At 57.8% G+C, this 17120-nt stretch carries 14 protein-coding genes; 9 read left to right on the forward strand and 5 right to left on the reverse strand.

The genetic code is table 11. From position 1 onward, the window contains the following. Positions 1-49 precede the first annotated feature (49 nt). The 3 genes from map to ACP7A4_RS04755 all read right to left on the reverse strand — a co-directional run bounded on the left by map (position 50) and on the right by ACP7A4_RS04755 (position 2786). Positions 50-841, reverse strand: coding sequence for a type I methionyl aminopeptidase (gene map / locus ACP7A4_RS04745; RefSeq protein ID WP_059761420.1), 792 nt, complete (start codon positions 839-841; stop codon positions 50-52). Next, positions 838-1098 carry a ParD-like family protein gene (locus ACP7A4_RS04750; RefSeq protein WP_426245750.1) on the reverse strand — a complete coding sequence of 87 codons (261 nt, stop codon included), beginning with the start codon at positions 1096-1098 and terminating at the stop codon, positions 838-840. The genes map and ACP7A4_RS04750 overlap by 4 nt, the downstream gene beginning before the upstream one ends. A gap of 140 nt (positions 1099-1238) precedes the next feature. Next, positions 1239-2786 (reverse strand): TerC family protein, encoded by a 1548-nt coding sequence (locus ACP7A4_RS04755; protein WP_426245752.1) that lies wholly within the window; start codon positions 2784-2786, stop codon positions 1239-1241. Between the two features lie 611 nt (positions 2787-3397). On the opposite strand from ACP7A4_RS04755, the gene ACP7A4_RS04760 reads away from it, so the two are divergent. From ACP7A4_RS04760 to ACP7A4_RS04775, 4 genes are all read left to right on the forward strand, one after another. After that, positions 3398-3823 (forward strand): hypothetical protein, encoded by a 426-nt coding sequence (locus tag ACP7A4_RS04760; RefSeq protein WP_059761422.1) that lies wholly within the window; start codon positions 3398-3400, stop codon positions 3821-3823. A gap of 342 nt (positions 3824-4165) precedes the next feature. Then, positions 4166-4702 (forward strand): sugar dehydrogenase complex small subunit, encoded by a 537-nt coding sequence (locus ACP7A4_RS04765; protein ID WP_426245754.1) that lies wholly within the window; start codon positions 4166-4168, stop codon positions 4700-4702. Between the two features lie 14 nt (positions 4703-4716). Further along, the gene (locus ACP7A4_RS04770) at positions 4717-6306 is read left to right on the forward strand and encodes a GMC family oxidoreductase (RefSeq protein WP_203302671.1); all 1590 of its coding nucleotides are present in this window, start codon (positions 4717-4719) and stop codon (positions 6304-6306) included. Between the two features lie 2 nt (positions 6307-6308). Further along, positions 6309-7757, forward strand: a complete 1449-nt coding sequence (locus tag ACP7A4_RS04775) for a c-type cytochrome (protein WP_426245757.1) — start codon at positions 6309-6311, stop codon at positions 7755-7757. 64 nt (positions 7758-7821) lie between these two features. On the opposite strand, the gene poxB is transcribed toward ACP7A4_RS04775, so the two are convergent. Further along, on the reverse strand, positions 7822-9543 hold the full coding sequence (poxB, locus tag ACP7A4_RS04780; protein WP_426245759.1) for a ubiquinone-dependent pyruvate dehydrogenase: 1722 nt from the start codon (positions 9541-9543) through the stop codon (positions 7822-7824). 1454 nt (positions 9544-10997) lie between these two features. Between poxB and ACP7A4_RS04785 the strand changes: the two genes are divergently transcribed. Further along, a complete protein-coding gene (locus ACP7A4_RS04785) occupies positions 10998-12305 on the forward strand; it encodes a glutamine synthetase family protein (protein ID WP_426245903.1) in 1308 nt (435 codons plus the stop codon). A gap of 146 nt (positions 12306-12451) precedes the next feature. After that, entirely contained in the window at positions 12452-13087 is a 636-nt protein-coding gene (locus ACP7A4_RS04790; protein ID WP_059764346.1) for a class I SAM-dependent methyltransferase, read from the forward strand. On the opposite strand, the gene ampC is transcribed toward ACP7A4_RS04790, so the two are convergent. Continuing rightward, entirely contained in the window at positions 13084-14244 is a 1161-nt protein-coding gene (gene ampC, locus ACP7A4_RS04795) for a class C beta-lactamase (protein ID WP_426245761.1), read from the reverse strand. The two genes, ACP7A4_RS04790 and ampC, sit on opposite strands and share 4 nt — an antisense overlap. Before the next feature lie 292 nt (positions 14245-14536). On the opposite strand from ampC, the gene rnd reads away from it, so the two are divergent. From rnd to ACP7A4_RS04810, 3 genes are all read left to right on the forward strand, one after another. Beyond that, positions 14537-15670 (forward strand): ribonuclease D, encoded by a 1134-nt coding sequence (gene rnd / locus ACP7A4_RS04800; RefSeq protein ID WP_048365200.1) that lies wholly within the window; start codon positions 14537-14539, stop codon positions 15668-15670. Continuing rightward, positions 15667-15960: a YcgL domain-containing protein gene (locus tag ACP7A4_RS04805; protein WP_426245763.1), complete on the forward strand. Its 294-nt coding sequence runs from the start codon at positions 15667-15669 to the stop codon at positions 15958-15960. The genes rnd and ACP7A4_RS04805 overlap by 4 nt, the downstream gene beginning before the upstream one ends. A gap of 125 nt (positions 15961-16085) precedes the next feature. After that, complete coding sequence (locus ACP7A4_RS04810) at positions 16086-17018, forward strand: D-2-hydroxyacid dehydrogenase (RefSeq protein ID WP_426245765.1); 933 nt, start codon at positions 16086-16088, stop codon at positions 17016-17018. Positions 17019-17120: the final 102 nt, after the last annotated feature.

Here is a 17120-nt window from a genome sequence, read left to right on the forward strand (position 1 = left end):
ATCAGTAGGCAAATCTTCAGCGTGCTTACTGGCTCGCGCCTATTTCGCCTCAACTAATCGCCGGGTACTCCGCCACCTGGTCAGGCCACGGGCTGAGCAGCTCAAACCCGTCGTCCGTGACGGCGACCATGTGTTCCCACTGGGCTGACAGCGATTGGTCTTTGGTGACCACTGTCCAGCGATCCGTCAGGGTTTTTACGTGGCGCTTGCCAGCGTTGAGCATGGGTTCGATGGTGAAGATCATGCCGGTCTTGAGTTTCATGCCCTGGCCCGGATAACCGTAATGCAGTACTTGCGGCTCATCGTGGTACACCTTGCCGATGCCGTGGCCGCAGTATTCACGTACTACACTGAAGCCTTCTTTTTCGGCAAGGCTCTGAATGGCGTGGCCAATGTCGCCCAACGTAGCGCCGGGACGCACCACGCGGATGCCTGCGCACATGGCATCGTAGGTGGTTTTGACCAAGTGACGCGCTTCGGGGCTAGGCTCACCCACGAAATACATGCGGCTGGTGTCGCCATACCAGCCATCTTTGACCACGGCGATGTCGATATTGATGATGTCGCCGTCTTTTAACGGGCTGGCAGAGGGAATGCCGTGGCAGACCACGTCGTTGACTGAGGTGCACACGGTTTTCGGGAAACCGTGATAGCCCACGTTGCCCGGTATGGCTTTTTGCACATTGACGATGTAGTCGTGGCAGATCTGGTCCAGTTGGTCGGTGGTTACCCCCGGCTTCACATGGTCCGCGATCATCGCCAGCACGTCTGCGGCCAGTTTTCCGGCAATTTTGGATTGGGCAATTTGCGCCGGGGTATTGATTGTGACGTGGGTTTTCATTGGTCGGCCTGCGAAGCGGTTTCGATAACGTTTGCGTCTTGAACCAATCCGCTCAACTGCTTGAGATCCAGACCTCCAGCCGCTTCGGCGCGGATCAGTAAACGGCAGATTTGGTTGTGGTCCAGGTTGGGGTGCAGCTCAGTCAGCATGCCGATGCGCATCCAGTGTTCGGCTTGCGCGTTGATTGAGCGGCTCAGCGCATCGCTGGCGAGTCGCAGATTTTCGTGCATGTGGTCAGAGATTTTTACGATGCCCATCGGTACGTCCAATATGAAATGCATATGAAACGTATATTAGTCGATGCTGAGGGGCAAGCGAAAGGGCGGGCCAATGACCGCATGTGACGGGCCAAGCCCTTGCAGCCAATAAGTGAATGCGCTGCAAGGGAAGCTTTACCTTATGTTTTTGACAGGTGAACGCGAGTCACACGGCGTTCTTCGACCTCAGTGACGGTCAAGTCCCAGCCTTGCCACTCAACCCGATCGCCCTTCATCGGCAAACGGTCCAGCAGACTCATGACCATGCCGGCCAGCGTGTGGTAATCGTCCGTACCTTGTGCAGCAAACCCCGTACGCTCGCGCACCTGGTTCAGGTTCACGGCACCGCTGACCAGGTAACCGTCACCCCGCACTTCAATGCCCGGGCCATCTATTTCACTGGCGTCCGGCAGCTCACCGGCAATCGACTCCAAAATGTCGGTCATGGTCAGAATGCCGAGGAAGTCCCCGAACTCGTTCACCACGAACGCAATGTGCGTCGACTCTTTGCGCATTTGCTCCAATGCATTGAGGATCGTGAAGCTGTCTAGCAAGTTGATGGTTTTTCGTGCCATGGCCTCAAGGTTGGGTTGATTGCCCGCGAGCAGCTCCTTGAGCAGTTCTTTCTTATGGATAAACCCCAGCGGTTCATCGATACGGCCTTCGCGAATCAGCGGCAGTCGGGAGTACGACGAATGCATCAGCGTTGTACGAATAGTTTCTGCTGAATCGGCCAGGTCGATATGGTCGATGTCGGTACGCGGGGTCATGACACTGCGTATTGGGCGCTCGGCCAGTTGCAGCACACCGCTGATCATGATCCGTTCACGTCGATGAAACACGTGCTTGGTCTGGCCACCGTCGAGTATGTCCGCAATCTCGTCGTCCACCTCATCGGCTTGCAGTGTGCGGCCGCTCAACAGGCGCATCACCGCGTGCGCCGTGCGCTCACGCATGGGGCGCATGCCGTGCAGGCTTTTTTTACGTCGGGCGCGGGCGATCTGGTTGAACAGCTCGATCACAATCGAGAAGCCAATGGCCGCATACAGATACCCCTTCGGAATGTGGAAACCCAAACCTTCGGCCGTGAGGCTGAAGCCGATCATCATCAAAAAGCCCAGGCACAGCATGATCACGGTGGGGTGGCTGTTGACGAAACGGGTGAGTGGTTTGCTGGCCAGCATCATCAAGCCGATGGAGAACACGACCGCGATCATCATCACCGACAAGTGTTCGACCATGCCCACAGCGGTGATCACCGCATCGAGCGAGAAAACCGCGTCCAATACCACGATTTGCGCCACGATCGGCCAGAACATGGCGTAAGTCGTGTTTGATGTGCGTTCGGCTACATGGCCTTCGAGACGCTCATGCAACTCCATCGTGGCCTTGAACAGCAGGAACAGGCCGCCGAACAGCATGATCAGGTCACGGCCCGAGAACACCTTGGTGAACACCTCAAACAAAGGTTCGGTGAGGGTCACCATCCACGAAATACTGGCCAGCAGGCCCAGGCGCATCAACAACGCCAACGACAAGCCGATGACGCGGGCCCGGTCGCGCTGCTCGGGCGGGAGCTTGTCAGCCAGAATGGCAATAAACACCAGGTTGTCGATACCGAGCACCAGCTCCAGCACGATCAGCGTCAGCAGGCCAAGCCAGGCCGTAGGATCTGCAATCCATTCCATAAGGATCAGTAAACCTCGTGCGCAAAATGAGAAACGGATGACCGTGCGGCCACAGCTCTAGCGTCATGCACGCTTAAGCGCGGCATTTGTTTTGGGGGTAAGCAATGGGCTAGAGAACCTGTAATACACAAAGCCACGGCAAGGCTGCGTGGGTGCGACGGGTTATAGCGGAGCGTTGGGAGGTGGCGCGCAAGGGCGGGTGTTGCAAAGAAGCGACTGGGAGGCTCCAGGAGGGTGTTCATATAGACCTGTTGTGAAATAGGGGAGGCAAGACTACAGCGCTTTTCGGGTTTTTTGATGGGCGGAGTTATTACAAAATTTAACCGTTTGAGGGGCTTGGTGGGGGGATGAAAAAGAAAATACGGTAAGCACCTTAATGAGCCTGAGAGCGGAACTTATAAAGTCGTCAGCACTTTTAGTGTGTGGCTGAAAGGATTCATGTTTGAAAAAGACCCTGAACATTTCAAAAGTAGGGGGGCTTTAAGAATCGTCTTATTACTAACTTAGTTGGCCTGGGCTACTGTCCGGTGCCCGTTTAAAACGGGACCTTGAACCCCATCAAGGCACATAAAACTAATCAGTAGCAAGGAAGTACCGTTTTGAACAAGTTGATGAAATTTGCAGCATTGTCCGTGGCCATAGCACTCTCTGGCGGTTGTGTGAGCTACAACGCCAGCCAGCCATCGTCGCCTATCGACAGCGTGGTCAAAGCTGACCTGAAGGCGGATGTCGCTGTCGGTGAGACCATCACTGGCCAGTCTTCGGTGAATGTACTGTTCGGCATTTTCAAGTTTGGTGGTGACAGTGAATTTGCCGATGGCGTTGAGTACGGTGGCAGCACTGGCGGTGGCCTGGGCGGCGCTCTCGATCCTGTGAGCGCGGTTAAATCGGCAGCCGCCTATAAGGCAGTGAAAAGCTCCGGCGCTGACCTGATCATTGCCCCGCGTTACGAAGTCAGCGAACAAAGCTATGTCGTGTTCAAAAAAGTGTCTGTGACGGTTAAAGGCAACAAAGGCAATATTCGTAGTATTCGTTAACCTTCAATGCCTCGGTTTGCACAGTGCCGGGGCAGAGAAGTAACAACGCACTGCACGCGCTTTTGCTTCGCGCATCGGAGCAACAGCCAGCGAATCAAACAGTCCACTTTGGTGGGCTGTTTGCGTTTAAGCGCAGCGTGAAACAGTGGCGTCAAATAATAATGTTTCGTATTGAGTGGCTGTGTGAAAGGTTGAAAGGCGTGAGGGAGGGCAACTTTCATGAATAGGTGAGCAAAGCACTGTAGGATGTTTCATACATTTTTTGTAACAACCTGATTAGTTCAAGGTCGAGATGCCTGCCATTGGGCACGTATGTGATGCTTGGCGGTCAAGGAGATTTATGTGATATCGCGCAGAACGTTATTGTCCACGGGCGCCACCTTAACGGGTGTCGGTCTTCTCACCTCTTCATGGATCGGTGCGGCTCTGGCACAGCAAGTCAGCCAGGCGGCCACGACGGATGCAGAGCAACTGCTCCAGCTTTCATTGTTCCTCACTGAACGCGAGTCGCTTGATGCAAGCCTTGCGCAACGTGTGCTCGCCCGTTGCACCGAAGCTGACCCGGCCTTTGCCGACAAGATGAAATCGCTGTGGGGCCAGATTCAGCAACAAGGCTTGAGCCATGCGGGGCTGCTGCGCAGCAGTCCGATCTATCAAGACCCGGTTCACAAAGACACCGTGCAAAAGATCGTACGTGCCTGGTACCTGGGTTACACCGGCACCCCTGTCAGCCTAAGGGCGGTAGACGACACCGAGCTGGTGACATTCACCGGTGCGCTGGCCTATACGCCGACGCTGGATGCCACTGTGATTCCGACCTATTCGCGGGGGCATACCAACTATTGGGTTAACCCGCCGTCTACCGTCGCCAACGATTAATACAAGGGGTACCCATGAGTCAGGTCTTTGATGCTGATGTCATTGTTGTTGGGTCCGGAGCCTTGGGCAGCAACGCGGCTTTTGAATTGGCCAAACAGGGCAAGTCGGTGATTATTCTGGAGGCGGGTGAGCACATTCCCCGCTGGAAAATCGTCGAGAACTTTCGTAACTCATCGAACAAAAGCAATTACAACTCGCCGTACCCGAACGAGCCGTGGGCGCGTCATTCCTACGACGAGCAGTACATCGAGAACATAGGTTCGTTCGAGTTTCGTCCCGGCATGTTGAAGCTGGTGGGCGGTACGACCTGGCATTGGGCTGCGGCCTGCTGGCGCTATCTGCCCAACGACATGAAGCTCAACAGCCTGTATGGCGTGGGCCGTGATTGGCCAATGGAATACAGCGAGCTGGAACCTTATTACGCCCGGGCTGAAGTGGCGCTGGGCGTGTGCGGCAGCGACACGCAGGACCAGAGTGGCCACAACGGCGGCGCATTCCCGCCGCGGTCCACGCCTTATCCGATGCCGCCTGAGGGCGACACCTACCTGTTCCAGCGCCTGCGCGCACGGTTGGCGCCTGCCGGTTATGTGTTTTTGCATGAGCCAAACGGCCGTGCGACCACGCCTTATGACAGTCGCCCGGCGTGCAGCGGCAATAACAACTGCATGCCGGTGTGCCCCATTGGTGCGATGTACAGCGGCGATGTCCACGCCAAACATGCTGTGCAAGCAGGTGCCAAGCTGCTGACTGACGCCACGGCGTATAAGTTGGAAAAAGGTGCAGACAGCAAAATTGTCGCGGTGCATTACCGCTCCTCCAATGGCGATGATGTGCGCCTGAGCGCAAAGTATTTCGTGGTGGCCGCCAATGGCCTGGAAACCCCCAAGCTGCTGTTGATTTCGGACGTGGCCAATTCGTCGGATCAAGTAGGACGCAACCTGATGGACCACACCGGCCAGGGGCTGCAATTTCTGGCCGATGAACCCGTGTGGCCGGGGCGTGGTGCCGTGCAGCAGGGCGGTATCTTCAATCGCCGTGATGGCGAGTTCCGCAAAGAACGGGCATCGGTCAAGCATGCGTTTGCCAACAATGTGCCCAACATGGCCGTGGCCGGGCGTTTAATCGAACAAGGCATCTTCGGCAAGGAGCTGGATGAACGTATTCGTCATGACGCTGCTCGCTGGGTAGATGTGTCGACCGTGTATGAAACCTTGCCGCTGGCCAGCAACACCGTGCGTGCGAGTACCACGCGCAAAGATGCACTGGGCATCCCGATGTTGGTGGTCAATTACGAGGTGGGTGATTACGTCAAAGCCGCCAAGCCTGGGGTCGACGCGGACTACGCCGACTTCGTGAAGGTCATGGGCGGCACGGTCGTCGAAGACAACACGGGCTGGCAGAATCGCGACCACCTGATGGGCACCGTGATCATGGGCAGTGATGCCCAAGATTCGGTGGTTAACCACGAATGCCGCACCTTCGACCATCCCAATCTGTTTTTGGCCACCACCGGAGTGATTCCGGCCTCGGGCACCATTAACCCGACCCTGACGGGCGTTGCGCTGAGCCTACGCCTGGCCGACATCATTGCGCGGGAGGTCTGAGCATGAACCTGAAGACCTTACGTCTGCTGCCGCTTGCCGCTTTTGTGGTGTCGCTGAGCGCGATGGCCAGTCAAGACAACGCCGCGCTGATCAAACAGGGCGAATATGTGGCGCGTGCGGCTGACTGCGGCGCCTGTCACCGCACGGTTGAGCAGGGCGGTGCGCTCTTTTCGGGCGGTTATGCGATTGATTCGCCTATGGGCCGCATCATCAGCAGCAACATCACGCCCTCCAAGACCCACGGCATTGGCGACTACACCGAGCAGCAATTGGCTGACGCGTTGCGCAAAGGCATCAATGCCAAAGGTCAGCACCTATACCCGGCCATGCCCTATACCGCGTATCAAGGCATGAGCGATGCGGACATTCACGCCTTGTATGTGTATTTGCAGCAAGGTGTGAAACCGGTCGACAAGGCGGTGCCCGCTACCGAACTGGCGTTCCCGTTCAATGTGCGCGCGTTAATGTTTGGCTGGAACCTGTTGTTCCTTGATGCGTCGAGTGCGACGTTGCCGACCGATGCTGACGAGCCGCTCAAGCGCGGGCAATACCTGGTCGACACGCTGGGCCACTGCGGCGCTTGCCACACGCCGCGCAACGCGTTTATGGCAGAAGACAGCAGCCGCTATTTGGCAGGTGCTGCGCTGGGCGGTTGGGTAGCGCCCAACATCACCTCCGATCAAGCCTCGGGCATTGGCAGCTGGAGCAATGATGAGCTGGCGGGCTTCCTGAAAAACGGTCATGTCACCAACAAAGCGCAAGCGGCCGGGGGCATGGCGGAAGCGGTAGAAAACAGCCTGCGCTTTTTGAGCGATGGCGATTTGCACGCGATGGCGAGCTACCTGAAAACCGTGCCGGCGATTGCCAGTGCACACCCGGTGCTCAGTGCTCCACGCACGGTCGTGCCTGTGGACATGACCACACTGGAAGTCGGGCAGGGTGATCAGGCTTCGTTGGCCAATGCCTCTGAAACGGACGGCGCACGCCTGTACAACGCCGCCTGCGCCAGCTGCCACGGCCGTGACGGACAAGGCACAGCGGACGCGTTTTACCCTTCGTTGAGCCAAAACACTGCACTGACCGGCGGCCAGCCGAACAATCTGGTCATGGCCATCATTGAAGGCATTAGCCGCAAAGGGGCCGACCTTGAGGTCAACATGCCCGCGTTGGGCGGTGATTTGAATGATCAGCAGATTGCGGCGATCGCCAATTACAGCCTGCAACGTTTCGGCAATCCCGCGCTCAACGTCAGCGAACAAGAGGTTGCTCAACTGCGACGTGGCGGCGACGTGCCCTTGTTGGTCACGGCCATGCCTTATGTGCTGTGGCTGGGCGGTGTGCTGGGCGTGGCAATGGTGTGTTGGTGGGTGCTGGCACGGGTTAAACGCAAGCGCGAGCGTGAAATCCTGGAGAAGAAAAACGCCCTGAATCGGCGCTTTCATTCACGCTAATACAGAGCGCTCAAACCAAACCCTTGGGGCATGACCCAAGGGTTTTTTTATACGCCAGATACACTCAACGCCACAGATTGACCTTGGCCAGATCGATCAACTCGCGTGCCCGGCCGTCCATCACGGTTTTGAGCATAAACAGGCTGAATCCTTTGGCCTGCTCGAAGGTCTTGGTCGGCGGCATCACCAGTTCCTGGCGCGCACTGACCACGTCCACCAGCACCGGGCCGTCGTGGCTGAAAGCTTCGCGCAAGGCGGCTTCCAGTTCAGACGGATGTTCGACGCGTATGCCCTTGACCCCCATTGCCTGGGCCATCGCTGCAAAACTGGGGTTTTTAAGGTCACAGCCTACGTCAGGGAAACCCGCAGCCTTCATCTCCATCTCGACAAAACCCAGCGTGCCGTTGTTGAGCACAATGACTTTGACCGGCAAGCCCACCTGATTGAGTGTCAGAAAGTCGCCCATCATCATGGTGAAACCGCCATCTCCCGACATGGAAATTACTTGTCGATGAGGGAAGGCCGCTTGTGCGCCAATCGCTTGCAGCATGGCGTTGGCCATTGAACCGTGGTTGAACGAGCCGACCAGACGGCGTTTGCCGTTCATTTTCAGGTAGCGTGCGGCCCACGCAGTCGGCGTGCCCACGTCACAGGTGAAAATCGCGTCTTCTGCTGCCAGCTCGCTGACCAGTCGATTGAGGTATTGCGGGTGAATGATATCGCTGTTCGGGCCGCTTTCGGCCAACGCATCGAGGTCCTCGCGGGACTTTTTGTAGTCGTTGAGGGCAGCCTCCAGGTGTTTGCTGTCGGGGTTCTGGGCCACGCCGGGCAGCACCGCCTGCAAGGTCAGCTTCACGTCACCGATCAGTCCCAGTTGTAATGGGCAGCGATTGCCCAAGGCTTCGGCGCGCAAGTCGATTTGCGCAATGTTGCCGTGCTCGGGATAAAACTGGCGATAGGGAAAGTTCGTTCCCAGCATCAACAGCGTGTCGCAATTCATCATGGCTTTATAACCAGACGCAAAACCGATCAAACCGGTCATGCCCACGTCGTATGGGTTGTCGTATTCGACGTGCTCCTTGCCGCGCAGCGCGTGCACGATGGGGGCTTTCAAACGTTCGGCCAGGGCCACGATTTCGGTGTGCGCCCCGGCGCAACCGGCGCCGCAGAGCAGGGTGACTTTTTTGCCCGTGTTGAGAAACGCTGCCAACTGATCGATTTCGGTATCGGCGGGGCGAATCATTGGTGCGGCCGGTTTCAGCCAGTGTGGCACTTTGGCGTCAGTGGCTTGCAGTGCCACATCCCCTGGAATCACCACCACCGCCACACCGCGCTTGGCGATGGCCATGCGCATGGCGCGCTCAAGAATCTGCGGCAATTGCTCAGGGTGCGAGACCAGCTCAACGTAATGGCTGCACTCTTTAAACAGGCTTTCGGGGTGTGTGGCCTGGAAATAATCAATGCCGATTTCGCTGCTCGGTATATGGGCAGCCAGCGCCAGCACCGGCACGCCGCTGCGATGGGCGTCGAACAGACCGTTGATCAAATGCAGGTTGCCGGGGCCGCAACTGCCGGCGCAGACCGCCAGCTCACCCGTCAGGTGCGCTTCGGCGCCTGCCGCAAACGCGGCGGCTTCTTCGTTGCGCATATGGATCCACTCAATCTGCTCCTGACGGCGCAATGAATCAGTAAAGGCGTTCAACGAGTCACCCACCACGCCAAACACACGTTTGACGCCAGCTTCTTGCAGGGTTTCGGTGATGAAATCAGCAACCGTTCGGGCCATGGGGAACTCCTCGAAGTAAGAAAGTGTGCAACTTGAGACAGGTACGTAACCTTTTCCCAAGCAGGATAGACACTGCATCCGACCTTGGCGGTAACGCATCCGTTCGATGAAAAGAGTTTCATCCATAAAGACCTTGGCGGTTCTATGGTGGGTCAAGCCGATGCCCTGCGTAGCAGCTGCCGAAGGCTGCGTCCGGCTGCGCAGCAGTCGTAAGCCATTCAATGGAGTACGTCATACACACTACATTCACCGCAGATACGGCCGCTTCGCAGCCTCGTGCCTCGGCTACAGGGGATAAATGCAGGACCTGTAGGCGTTGACGAGTAACACGAGGCTACGCGCGGCGACAGAGTCGTCGTGAAGCCTTCAACCGTGGTGTGTCAGATACTGCGCGGTGATTGGTTTTACGACCGCTTCGCGCCCGATCGCAGCCTCGAGCCTCGGCAGCGACTACATGTGATGAATGCAGGCCTGTAGGCGTTGACGAGTAACACGAGGCTACGCGCGGCGACAGAGTCGTCGTGAAGCATTCAATCTAGTTGTGTCAGACACTGCGCGGTGATCGGGTTTACGACCGCTTCGCGCCCGATCGCAGCCTCGTGCCTCGGCAGCGACTACATGTGATGAATGCAGACCTGTAGGCGTTGACGAGTAACACGAGGCTACGCGCGGCGACAGAGTCGTCGTGAAGCATTCAACCTTGGTGTGTCAGACACTACATGGAGATCGGGTTTACGACCGCTTCGCGCCCGATCGCAGCCTCGTGCCTCGGCAGCGACTACAGGTGATGAATGCAGGCCTGTAGGCGTTGACGAGTAACGCGAGGCTACGCGCGGCGACAGAGTCGTCGTGAAGCATTCAACCTTGGTGTGTCAGACACTACATGGAGATCGGGTTTACGACCGCTTCGCGTCCTATCGCAGCCTCGTGCCTCGGCAGCGACTACAGGTGATGAATGCAGGCCTGTACGCGCGGCGACAGAGTCGTCGTGGAGCATTCAACCTTGTATGTCAGAGACTGCACGGTGATCGGGTTCGCAGCCTCGTGCCTCGGCAGCGGCTACAAACCTTGGGGGGCAATGTTTAGCCGTTGGACATGCAAAGATTTAAAACGCTGTATTGAACTGCCGCGCCAAGCATGTGAGGCTGCTGGCTCTTTTTCGGCAGTGGTTGCAGGTATGAGGCTTGGCTTTAGCGCTGTTGAATGTCAAAGCCTGTCGGGTACTTCAATGCTACTCAACCCTTGCGCATTCTCCTGTGAACGGGCCTTCTGGGCGCTGTATCACTGCCGTCACGCCCGCCCGCCGGATACTCGTCTTCCCGTTAAATCGTGATCCTTCGCGCCACGGCGCGCCTGTCTGATACGCCTAAACGAGTAAGCCCATGAGTGCCACACCTCTGTTTGCCCCGCTGCAAGATGCTCTGGATTTCCTGCAATTGAACCCGGATGTCGAGATGTTCGAGCTGTTTATTCTCGACAACAACGGCGTGCCGCGCGGCAAGTTGTTGCATCGCGATGAACTGTTGGCGGTGTACGAAAGCGGGCGACCGTTGCCCAGTACGATTTTGGGTTTGAGCATTAACGGCGATGACGTAGAAAACACCGGGCTGGTGTGGGATGTAGGCGACATCGATTGCCGCGCCTATCCGCTGGCGGGCAGTTTGCAGCGCATGCCGTGGCGTCAGATTCCGATGGCTGCGGTGCAAGTGAGCATGCATCCGCAGCAGGGCATGCCCGCGACGGTCGCCGATCCTCGTCATCTGTTGGTCAAGGTCATTGAAGGGCTAAAGGCTGACGGCTATTACCCGGTGATGGCCGCGGAGCTGGAGTTTTACCTGCTCGACCAGCAGCGTGACAGCCAAGGGCGGCCGCAACCGGCACGCGATGCCGATGGCCAGCGTCCGCGCGCCACGCAGGTGTACGGTTTGCGCGAGCTGGAACAAATCGAGCCGTTTTTGGCTGACTTGTACAGTGCCTGCAAATTGCAAGGTATCCCGGCCCGCACGGCTATTTCCGAATACGCGCCGGGCCAGGTGGAAATCACCCTTGAACACCGCAGTGACGCGTTGCAGGCGATGGATGAAGCGGTGCGTTACAAGCGCTTGGTCAAAGGCGTGGCGCACAAACACGGGATGGTGGCCTGCTTCATGGCCAAACCGTTTGATGACTTGGCAGGCACGGGCATGCACATGCACGTGAGCCTGGCCGATGAGCACGGCCATAACCTGTTTGCCAGCGAAGCGCCTGACGGTACGCCGCTGCTCAAGCACGCGGTGGGCGGAATGCTCAGTACCTTGCTCGATTCGCTGCTGATGTTTTGCCCGAACGCCAACTCTTACCGTCGCTTCCAGAGCAATAGTTACGCGCCGCTGGCGCCCACCTGGGGCGTGGACAATCGCACGGTGAGCTTGCGGGTGCCGGGTGGTCCGGCGTTTTCACGGCATATCGAGCACCGCATTTGTGGTGCCGATGCCAATCCGTATTTGGCGGCGGCAGCCATTCTTGCCGGTATTCATCGTGGTATTCGTGAGCAGCGCGACCCGGGCGCACCGATTGAGGGCAACGGCTACGCTCAGGCGACACAGAGGCTGCCAACCGACTGGTTGACCACATTGCGTGCGCTTGAAGGTTCGTCATGGGCAAAAGAAGCGTTCGGGCCTGAATTTTTGAAGGTGTACCTGGCGGTAAAAAATGCCGAATACCGGCAGTTCATGGGTGAAGTGGGCGAGCAAGACTGGCGGTGGTATTTGAATCAAGCGTGAGTGGGGGCGGTGCTCAGCCCCGCGCTGCAACTGCATTTTAGAGATGCACAGGGCTGTAAGCGTTTTCATCTTTTGCTGACAATTTTTTCACTGACGTCCCGTTAACCTCTGTGTCGAATGCCATCAAACACAAGAGTTAGCGGGCCATGTCATCGCAACCACCGTCCACCATTGAGCTTGAGTTCGCCGAACGCTATGACCGTGAGCATGCGCAAGTGTGCCAGCAGGTGCGCCCTCAAGGCGTGGTGCGTCGGTGGGCGCAGTGGCGCGAGCGGCGTTTGGTCAGGCGTGCGCTCAAGGTGGCCGGTGAGCCGGGGCTGGTATTGGATCTGGCCTGTGGCGCCGGGCGATTTTGGCCGGTGCTGGCTGAGCGCGACAATCGGGTGATTCTGGCCGCTGACCCATCCCAAGGCATGCTTGATCACGCACAGACCCACCATTCAGCGGCTTTGCTCAAGCGTGTGAAGCGGTTTAAAAGCTCGGTGTTTTCCATCGACATGTCTGAAAACGCGGTGGATTGCATTTTTTGCATGCAACTGTTCCACCATGTGCGCAGCAATGAGCACCGTTTGGCGATTTTGCGCGAGTTGCACCGCGTCAGCCGCGACACGTTAATACTGTCGGTGTGTGTGAGCGGTGTTCAGGGCCAGCAACGCATCTGGGTGAGCAAAGAGGAGGTTGAAGCCCAGTTTTCAGACTCGGGCTTCAGTATTCTCAAGCAATACGCGGTGCTGCCGGGTTTTACGCACAACAGCATTTATGTGCTGCGCAAAGAGGCTTAGTTCAGTGCCGCTAAAAGGGCGTAAGCCAGCTCAACGCGTGCAGCGTTTGGGTAGTTCTTGTTGGCCAATATGACGACGGCCTGTTTTTTGGCCGGGATGAAGGCGATGTAACCACCAAAGCCGTTGGTTGAGCCGGTTTTGTTGATCCACACCTGTTGTTGGGGTGCCTGCGCAGGTGTGAGCGCAACCGCTGCATTGGTTTCATACGCCATCGTGTTTGAGTTGCCATCGAGCAGCGCCTTGAGCTCAACGGGGTAGGGATATTGCTCCCATACCAGATCCTGAGTCATCGGCCCCACCTGGTAATACCCCACGTGGGTATCCGCCAGCGCACGTCGCACCGTCTCGCTTGTGCTTCCTAGCCCCATGTTCAACTGCGCGAAATGGATGAGGTCGCGGGCAGTGGTTTTTACCCCGTAGGCTTCATCCGCCAATACACCTGCCCCCAACCTGACGGGTTCATCCTGCTTGTTATAGCCCTGGGCGTATAACGGCATTTCACTGGCCGGGATGTTCAGGTAGCTGTGTTTGAGGCCCAGTGCCGGGAGCAACTGACCTTGCAGCGCCTGGGCATAGGGCATGTTCATGCGCTTGGCGGTGATCAGCCCCAGCATGCCGATGCTCGGGTTGGCGTAGCTTCTCTTGCTGCCCGCGACGTATTCCGGCTTCCAGGCTTTGAGATAGCCCATCAGTTGTGCATCGTTTTGCACCGCATCGGGCACTTGCAACGGGAAGCCGCCCCCGGTGTGAGTGGCCAAGTGCATGAGGGGCACATTGCCGAAGGGCGTGTTTTGGAACTCAGGCAGGTAGGTGCTGACGGGGTCGTTGAGTGACAGTTGGCCATTGGCTTGCGCGTAAGTGGCCAGGGTGGCGGTAAACACTTTGCTGATGGAGCCAACTTCAAACAACGTATCGGAGGTGACGGGGGCTTGAGTGGCCTTTGAGGCGAGACCAAGGTTGTAGAAATGCGTTTTGCCATTAACGCTGACTGCAATGGCCAGTCCAGGCACGTTGTATTGCTGCATGACCTGGGCGGCGTTCTTGTGTACGACGGCATCGATTTTTGCGGTGGAGTCTTCTGCTCTCGCCACGTTTGCACCCGTACTCAGGCCCGTTATCAGGAGCGCAATGGCAAAAAATTCAAACGGCTTACGCATACAGGGCATCCTCGTGTTCTGTGAGCGGTGGCGGGGTTGAGTCAAAGGCGGGCCGCCTTGTCACCTCATGTTTCATACCTGCATGAGTGTGATGTCGCCAGCGAGCGTCTTCATGATGAGTTCAGGGGGTTTTGACGCATGTGCACGCGCAAACTACACAATAAAAGCCAAAAAGTGATGAAAGTTATCGCTCGAAATTGCGTAGGTAATTTCGTCGACAAGTTTGTGCGCCAATCGCCGGAAATCCCCGATGCCGATATATACTGCGCGCCATTCTTCAAGGGAGAGCCGTGTGGCCATCGATATTCACTGGATTCGCGACAACGATAGCCTCGGCCAACATTGCGCCCAATGGCAACATTTGCCGTTCGTCGCCCTCGACACCGAATTTATGCGGGTCGACACTTTTTACCCCATTGCCGGCCTGATTCAGATTGGCGACGGTACGCGGGCGTACCTGATTGACCCGCTGACCATCGACAATTGGCAGCCGTTGGCCGCCTTGCTTGAAAACCCGGCCGTGGTCAAAGTGTTGCACGCATGCAGCGAAGACCTTGAGGTCTTGTTGCGCTTGACCGGCAGTTTGCCCGCGCCGCTGTTTGATACCCAACTGGCCGCCGCGTATCTGAACCTGGGTTTCTCCATGGGTTACTCGCGCTTGGTCAAAGAAGTGCTCGACCTCGACCTGCCCAAGGGCGAGACCCGTTCGGACTGGCTGCAACGCCCGTTGTCCGAAACCCAGATCAGCTACGCCGCCGAAGATGCGCTGCACCTGGCTGAGGTTTACGTGCTGTTGCGCCCGCGCCTGTCGGATGAAAAATACGCATGGGTGTTGGAAGACGGCGCTGAACTGGTGGCCAACTTGCGCCGCGAAGTGGACCCGTACGAGGTTTACCGTGACGCCAAGCTGGCGTGGAAGCTGTCGCGCGATCAGTTGGCCGTGCTGCGTGAGATCTGTGCCTGGCGCGAGCGTGAAGCCCGTGCTCGCGATCTGCCGCGTAACCGCATTGTGCGTGAGCATGCGTTGTGGCCATTGGCCAAAACCCAGCCCGACAATTTGGTGTCGCTGGCGCGCATAGAAGACATGCACCCGCGCACTGTGCGCCAGGATGGCGAGTTCTTGCTGGACTTGATTAAACGTGCGGGCAGCGTACCGCCCGAGCAATGGCCCGCCGCAGTCCCTGAGCCGTTACCGGTAGAGGCGGCGGCATTGATCAAGCGCCTGCGTGCAATCGGTCAGGTCTACGCCGAGCAACTGAACATGGCCCCCGAGCTCATGCTGCGCAAGAAAACCCTGGAAGCGCTGGTGAAAAGCGGCTTTCCCAATGGGCCTTATCAATTACCCGACTCACTGCGCGGCTGGCGCCGTGAGCTGATGGGTCAGGCATTGCTCGATAGCCTGGCCACCGCTGGAGAACCGTCTTGAAACGTATTTGCTCTATCTATCGCAGCACCAAGCGCGAAGGCATGTATTTGTACGTGCTTAAGGCCGATGCCCTTGAACGCGTGCCTGAGCAGTTGATGGCCGCGTTTGGCAAAGCCATTCACGCGTTTGACCTGGTGCTCACCCCCGAGCGCACGTTGTCGCGGGAAGACATCGTCGTGGTGCTGGAAAACCTGGATAAACAGGGTTATCACCTGCAAATGCCGCCAGCTGAAGACGAATACATCGAGCACTTGCCCGAAGAGTTGTTGCGCCGCAACGACCCGATGTAAGTGCGCCATCAGGTGCCCGGCATGGGGCACCTGCCCTGAATGGACTCAAATTGATTGGCGGTGGCCGAATTCGACGAGTGAAACCTCGACGGCGGACGCTGGCAGCGTTTTAAAAGGTTAAGAACATGCGCGTTCTGATTGCCGAACACGACCACCCTCTGTACACCCGACTTCTGCAACAGGCAGCGCCTGATCTGGAGGTGCTCAGCAGTGGCGACTCTGCGCACTTGTCGCGTCTGGCTGCTGATTGCCCGATATGGCTGGGTCAGCCTGATCTGTTGGCCACGCTGATGCGTCAGGGACATCGGCCGCAGTGGTTGCAATCGACCTGGGCGGGCATTACGCCGCTGCTGGCCAGCGGTTTGCAACGTGATTACCGGCTGACCCGCGCCGTGGGCATTTTCGGTCAGGTCATGGCCGAATATGTGCTCACCTACATGCTGGGCCATGAGCGCGAAGTCATGGCGCGGCTGGTCAGCCAGGTTGAGCGCAAGTGGGACAACCGCATGGGGCAGAGCCTGGTCGGGCGCAAGGTGCTGATCGTCGGCGCCGGTGACATTGGCCAGACCGTGGCGCAATTTCTGCAACCGTTTGGCGTGGAGCTGTATGCCATTGCCAGTACGGCCCGTGAACAAGCGCCGTTCAAGGAAGTCGGGGTTCTGAGCGACTTGCCGCGTTTGGTCGGGGGCATGGATTACGTGGTGAACCTGCTGCCCAACACGGCGGACACCCATGACCTGTACGATGCCGAGCTGTTTGCGCAGTTCAACCCGAACGGGGTGTTTATCAACGTCGGCCGTGGCGTGGCGGTGGTGGATGCGGACCTGGTCGAGGCGTTGCGCGTGGGCCACTTGGCGGCGGCGGTGATTGACGTCTGCCGTCAGGAGCCGTTGCCGGCCAAACACCCGTTCTGGACAGCCTGGGGGTTGTTGCTGACCGGCCACAGCTCGGCGCCCACCTCGCCGCCGATGATGGTGCAACTGTTTGTCGATAACCTGCGGGCGTTTCAAGCGGGGCAGCCGATGCGTGGCGAAGTGGATTTCGACCGCGGCTATTAACGGTAGTCGCTACCGAGCGACGCGAGGCTGCGATGGGCGGGATACGTCGCAAACCTATTGACCCGGTGCGTCACGCGCACCGAGTTCGCTTGGCGTCTTGTC

The organism is Pseudomonas sp. TWR3-1-1 (assembly GCF_049896545.1).
Taxonomy (GTDB): domain Bacteria; phylum Pseudomonadota; class Gammaproteobacteria; order Pseudomonadales; family Pseudomonadaceae; genus Aquipseudomonas; species Aquipseudomonas weihenstephanensis.

What these genes read in the sequence shown, in the direction of transcription:
- ACP7A4_RS04760 (WP_059761422.1), top strand. Translation starts at nt 3,398, where the DNA reads ATGAAATTTGCAGCATTGTCCGTGGCCATAGCACTCTCTGGCGGTTGT.
- map (WP_059761420.1), bottom strand. Translation starts at nt 841, where the DNA reads ATGAAAACCCACGTCACAATCAATACCCCGGCGCAAATTGCCCAATCC.
- poxB (WP_426245759.1), bottom strand. Translation starts at nt 9,543, where the DNA reads ATGGCCCGAACGGTTGCTGATTTCATCACCGAAACCCTGCAAGAAGCT.
- ACP7A4_RS04755 (WP_426245752.1), bottom strand. Translation starts at nt 2,786, where the DNA reads ATGGAATGGATTGCAGATCCTACGGCCTGGCTTGGCCTGCTGACGCTG.
- ACP7A4_RS04810 (WP_426245765.1), top strand. Translation starts at nt 16,086, where the DNA reads ATGCGCGTTCTGATTGCCGAACACGACCACCCTCTGTACACCCGACTT.
- ACP7A4_RS04775 (WP_426245757.1), top strand. Translation starts at nt 6,309, where the DNA reads ATGAACCTGAAGACCTTACGTCTGCTGCCGCTTGCCGCTTTTGTGGTG.
- ACP7A4_RS04785 (WP_426245903.1), top strand. Translation starts at nt 10,998, where the DNA reads ATGTTCGAGCTGTTTATTCTCGACAACAACGGCGTGCCGCGCGGCAAG.
- ACP7A4_RS04770 (WP_203302671.1), top strand. Translation starts at nt 4,717, where the DNA reads ATGAGTCAGGTCTTTGATGCTGATGTCATTGTTGTTGGGTCCGGAGCC.
- ACP7A4_RS04790 (WP_059764346.1), top strand. Translation starts at nt 12,452, where the DNA reads ATGTCATCGCAACCACCGTCCACCATTGAGCTTGAGTTCGCCGAACGC.
- ampC (WP_426245761.1), bottom strand. Translation starts at nt 14,244, where the DNA reads ATGCGTAAGCCGTTTGAATTTTTTGCCATTGCGCTCCTGATAACGGGC.
- ACP7A4_RS04750 (WP_426245750.1), bottom strand. Translation starts at nt 1,098, where the DNA reads ATGGGCATCGTAAAAATCTCTGACCACATGCACGAAAATCTGCGACTC.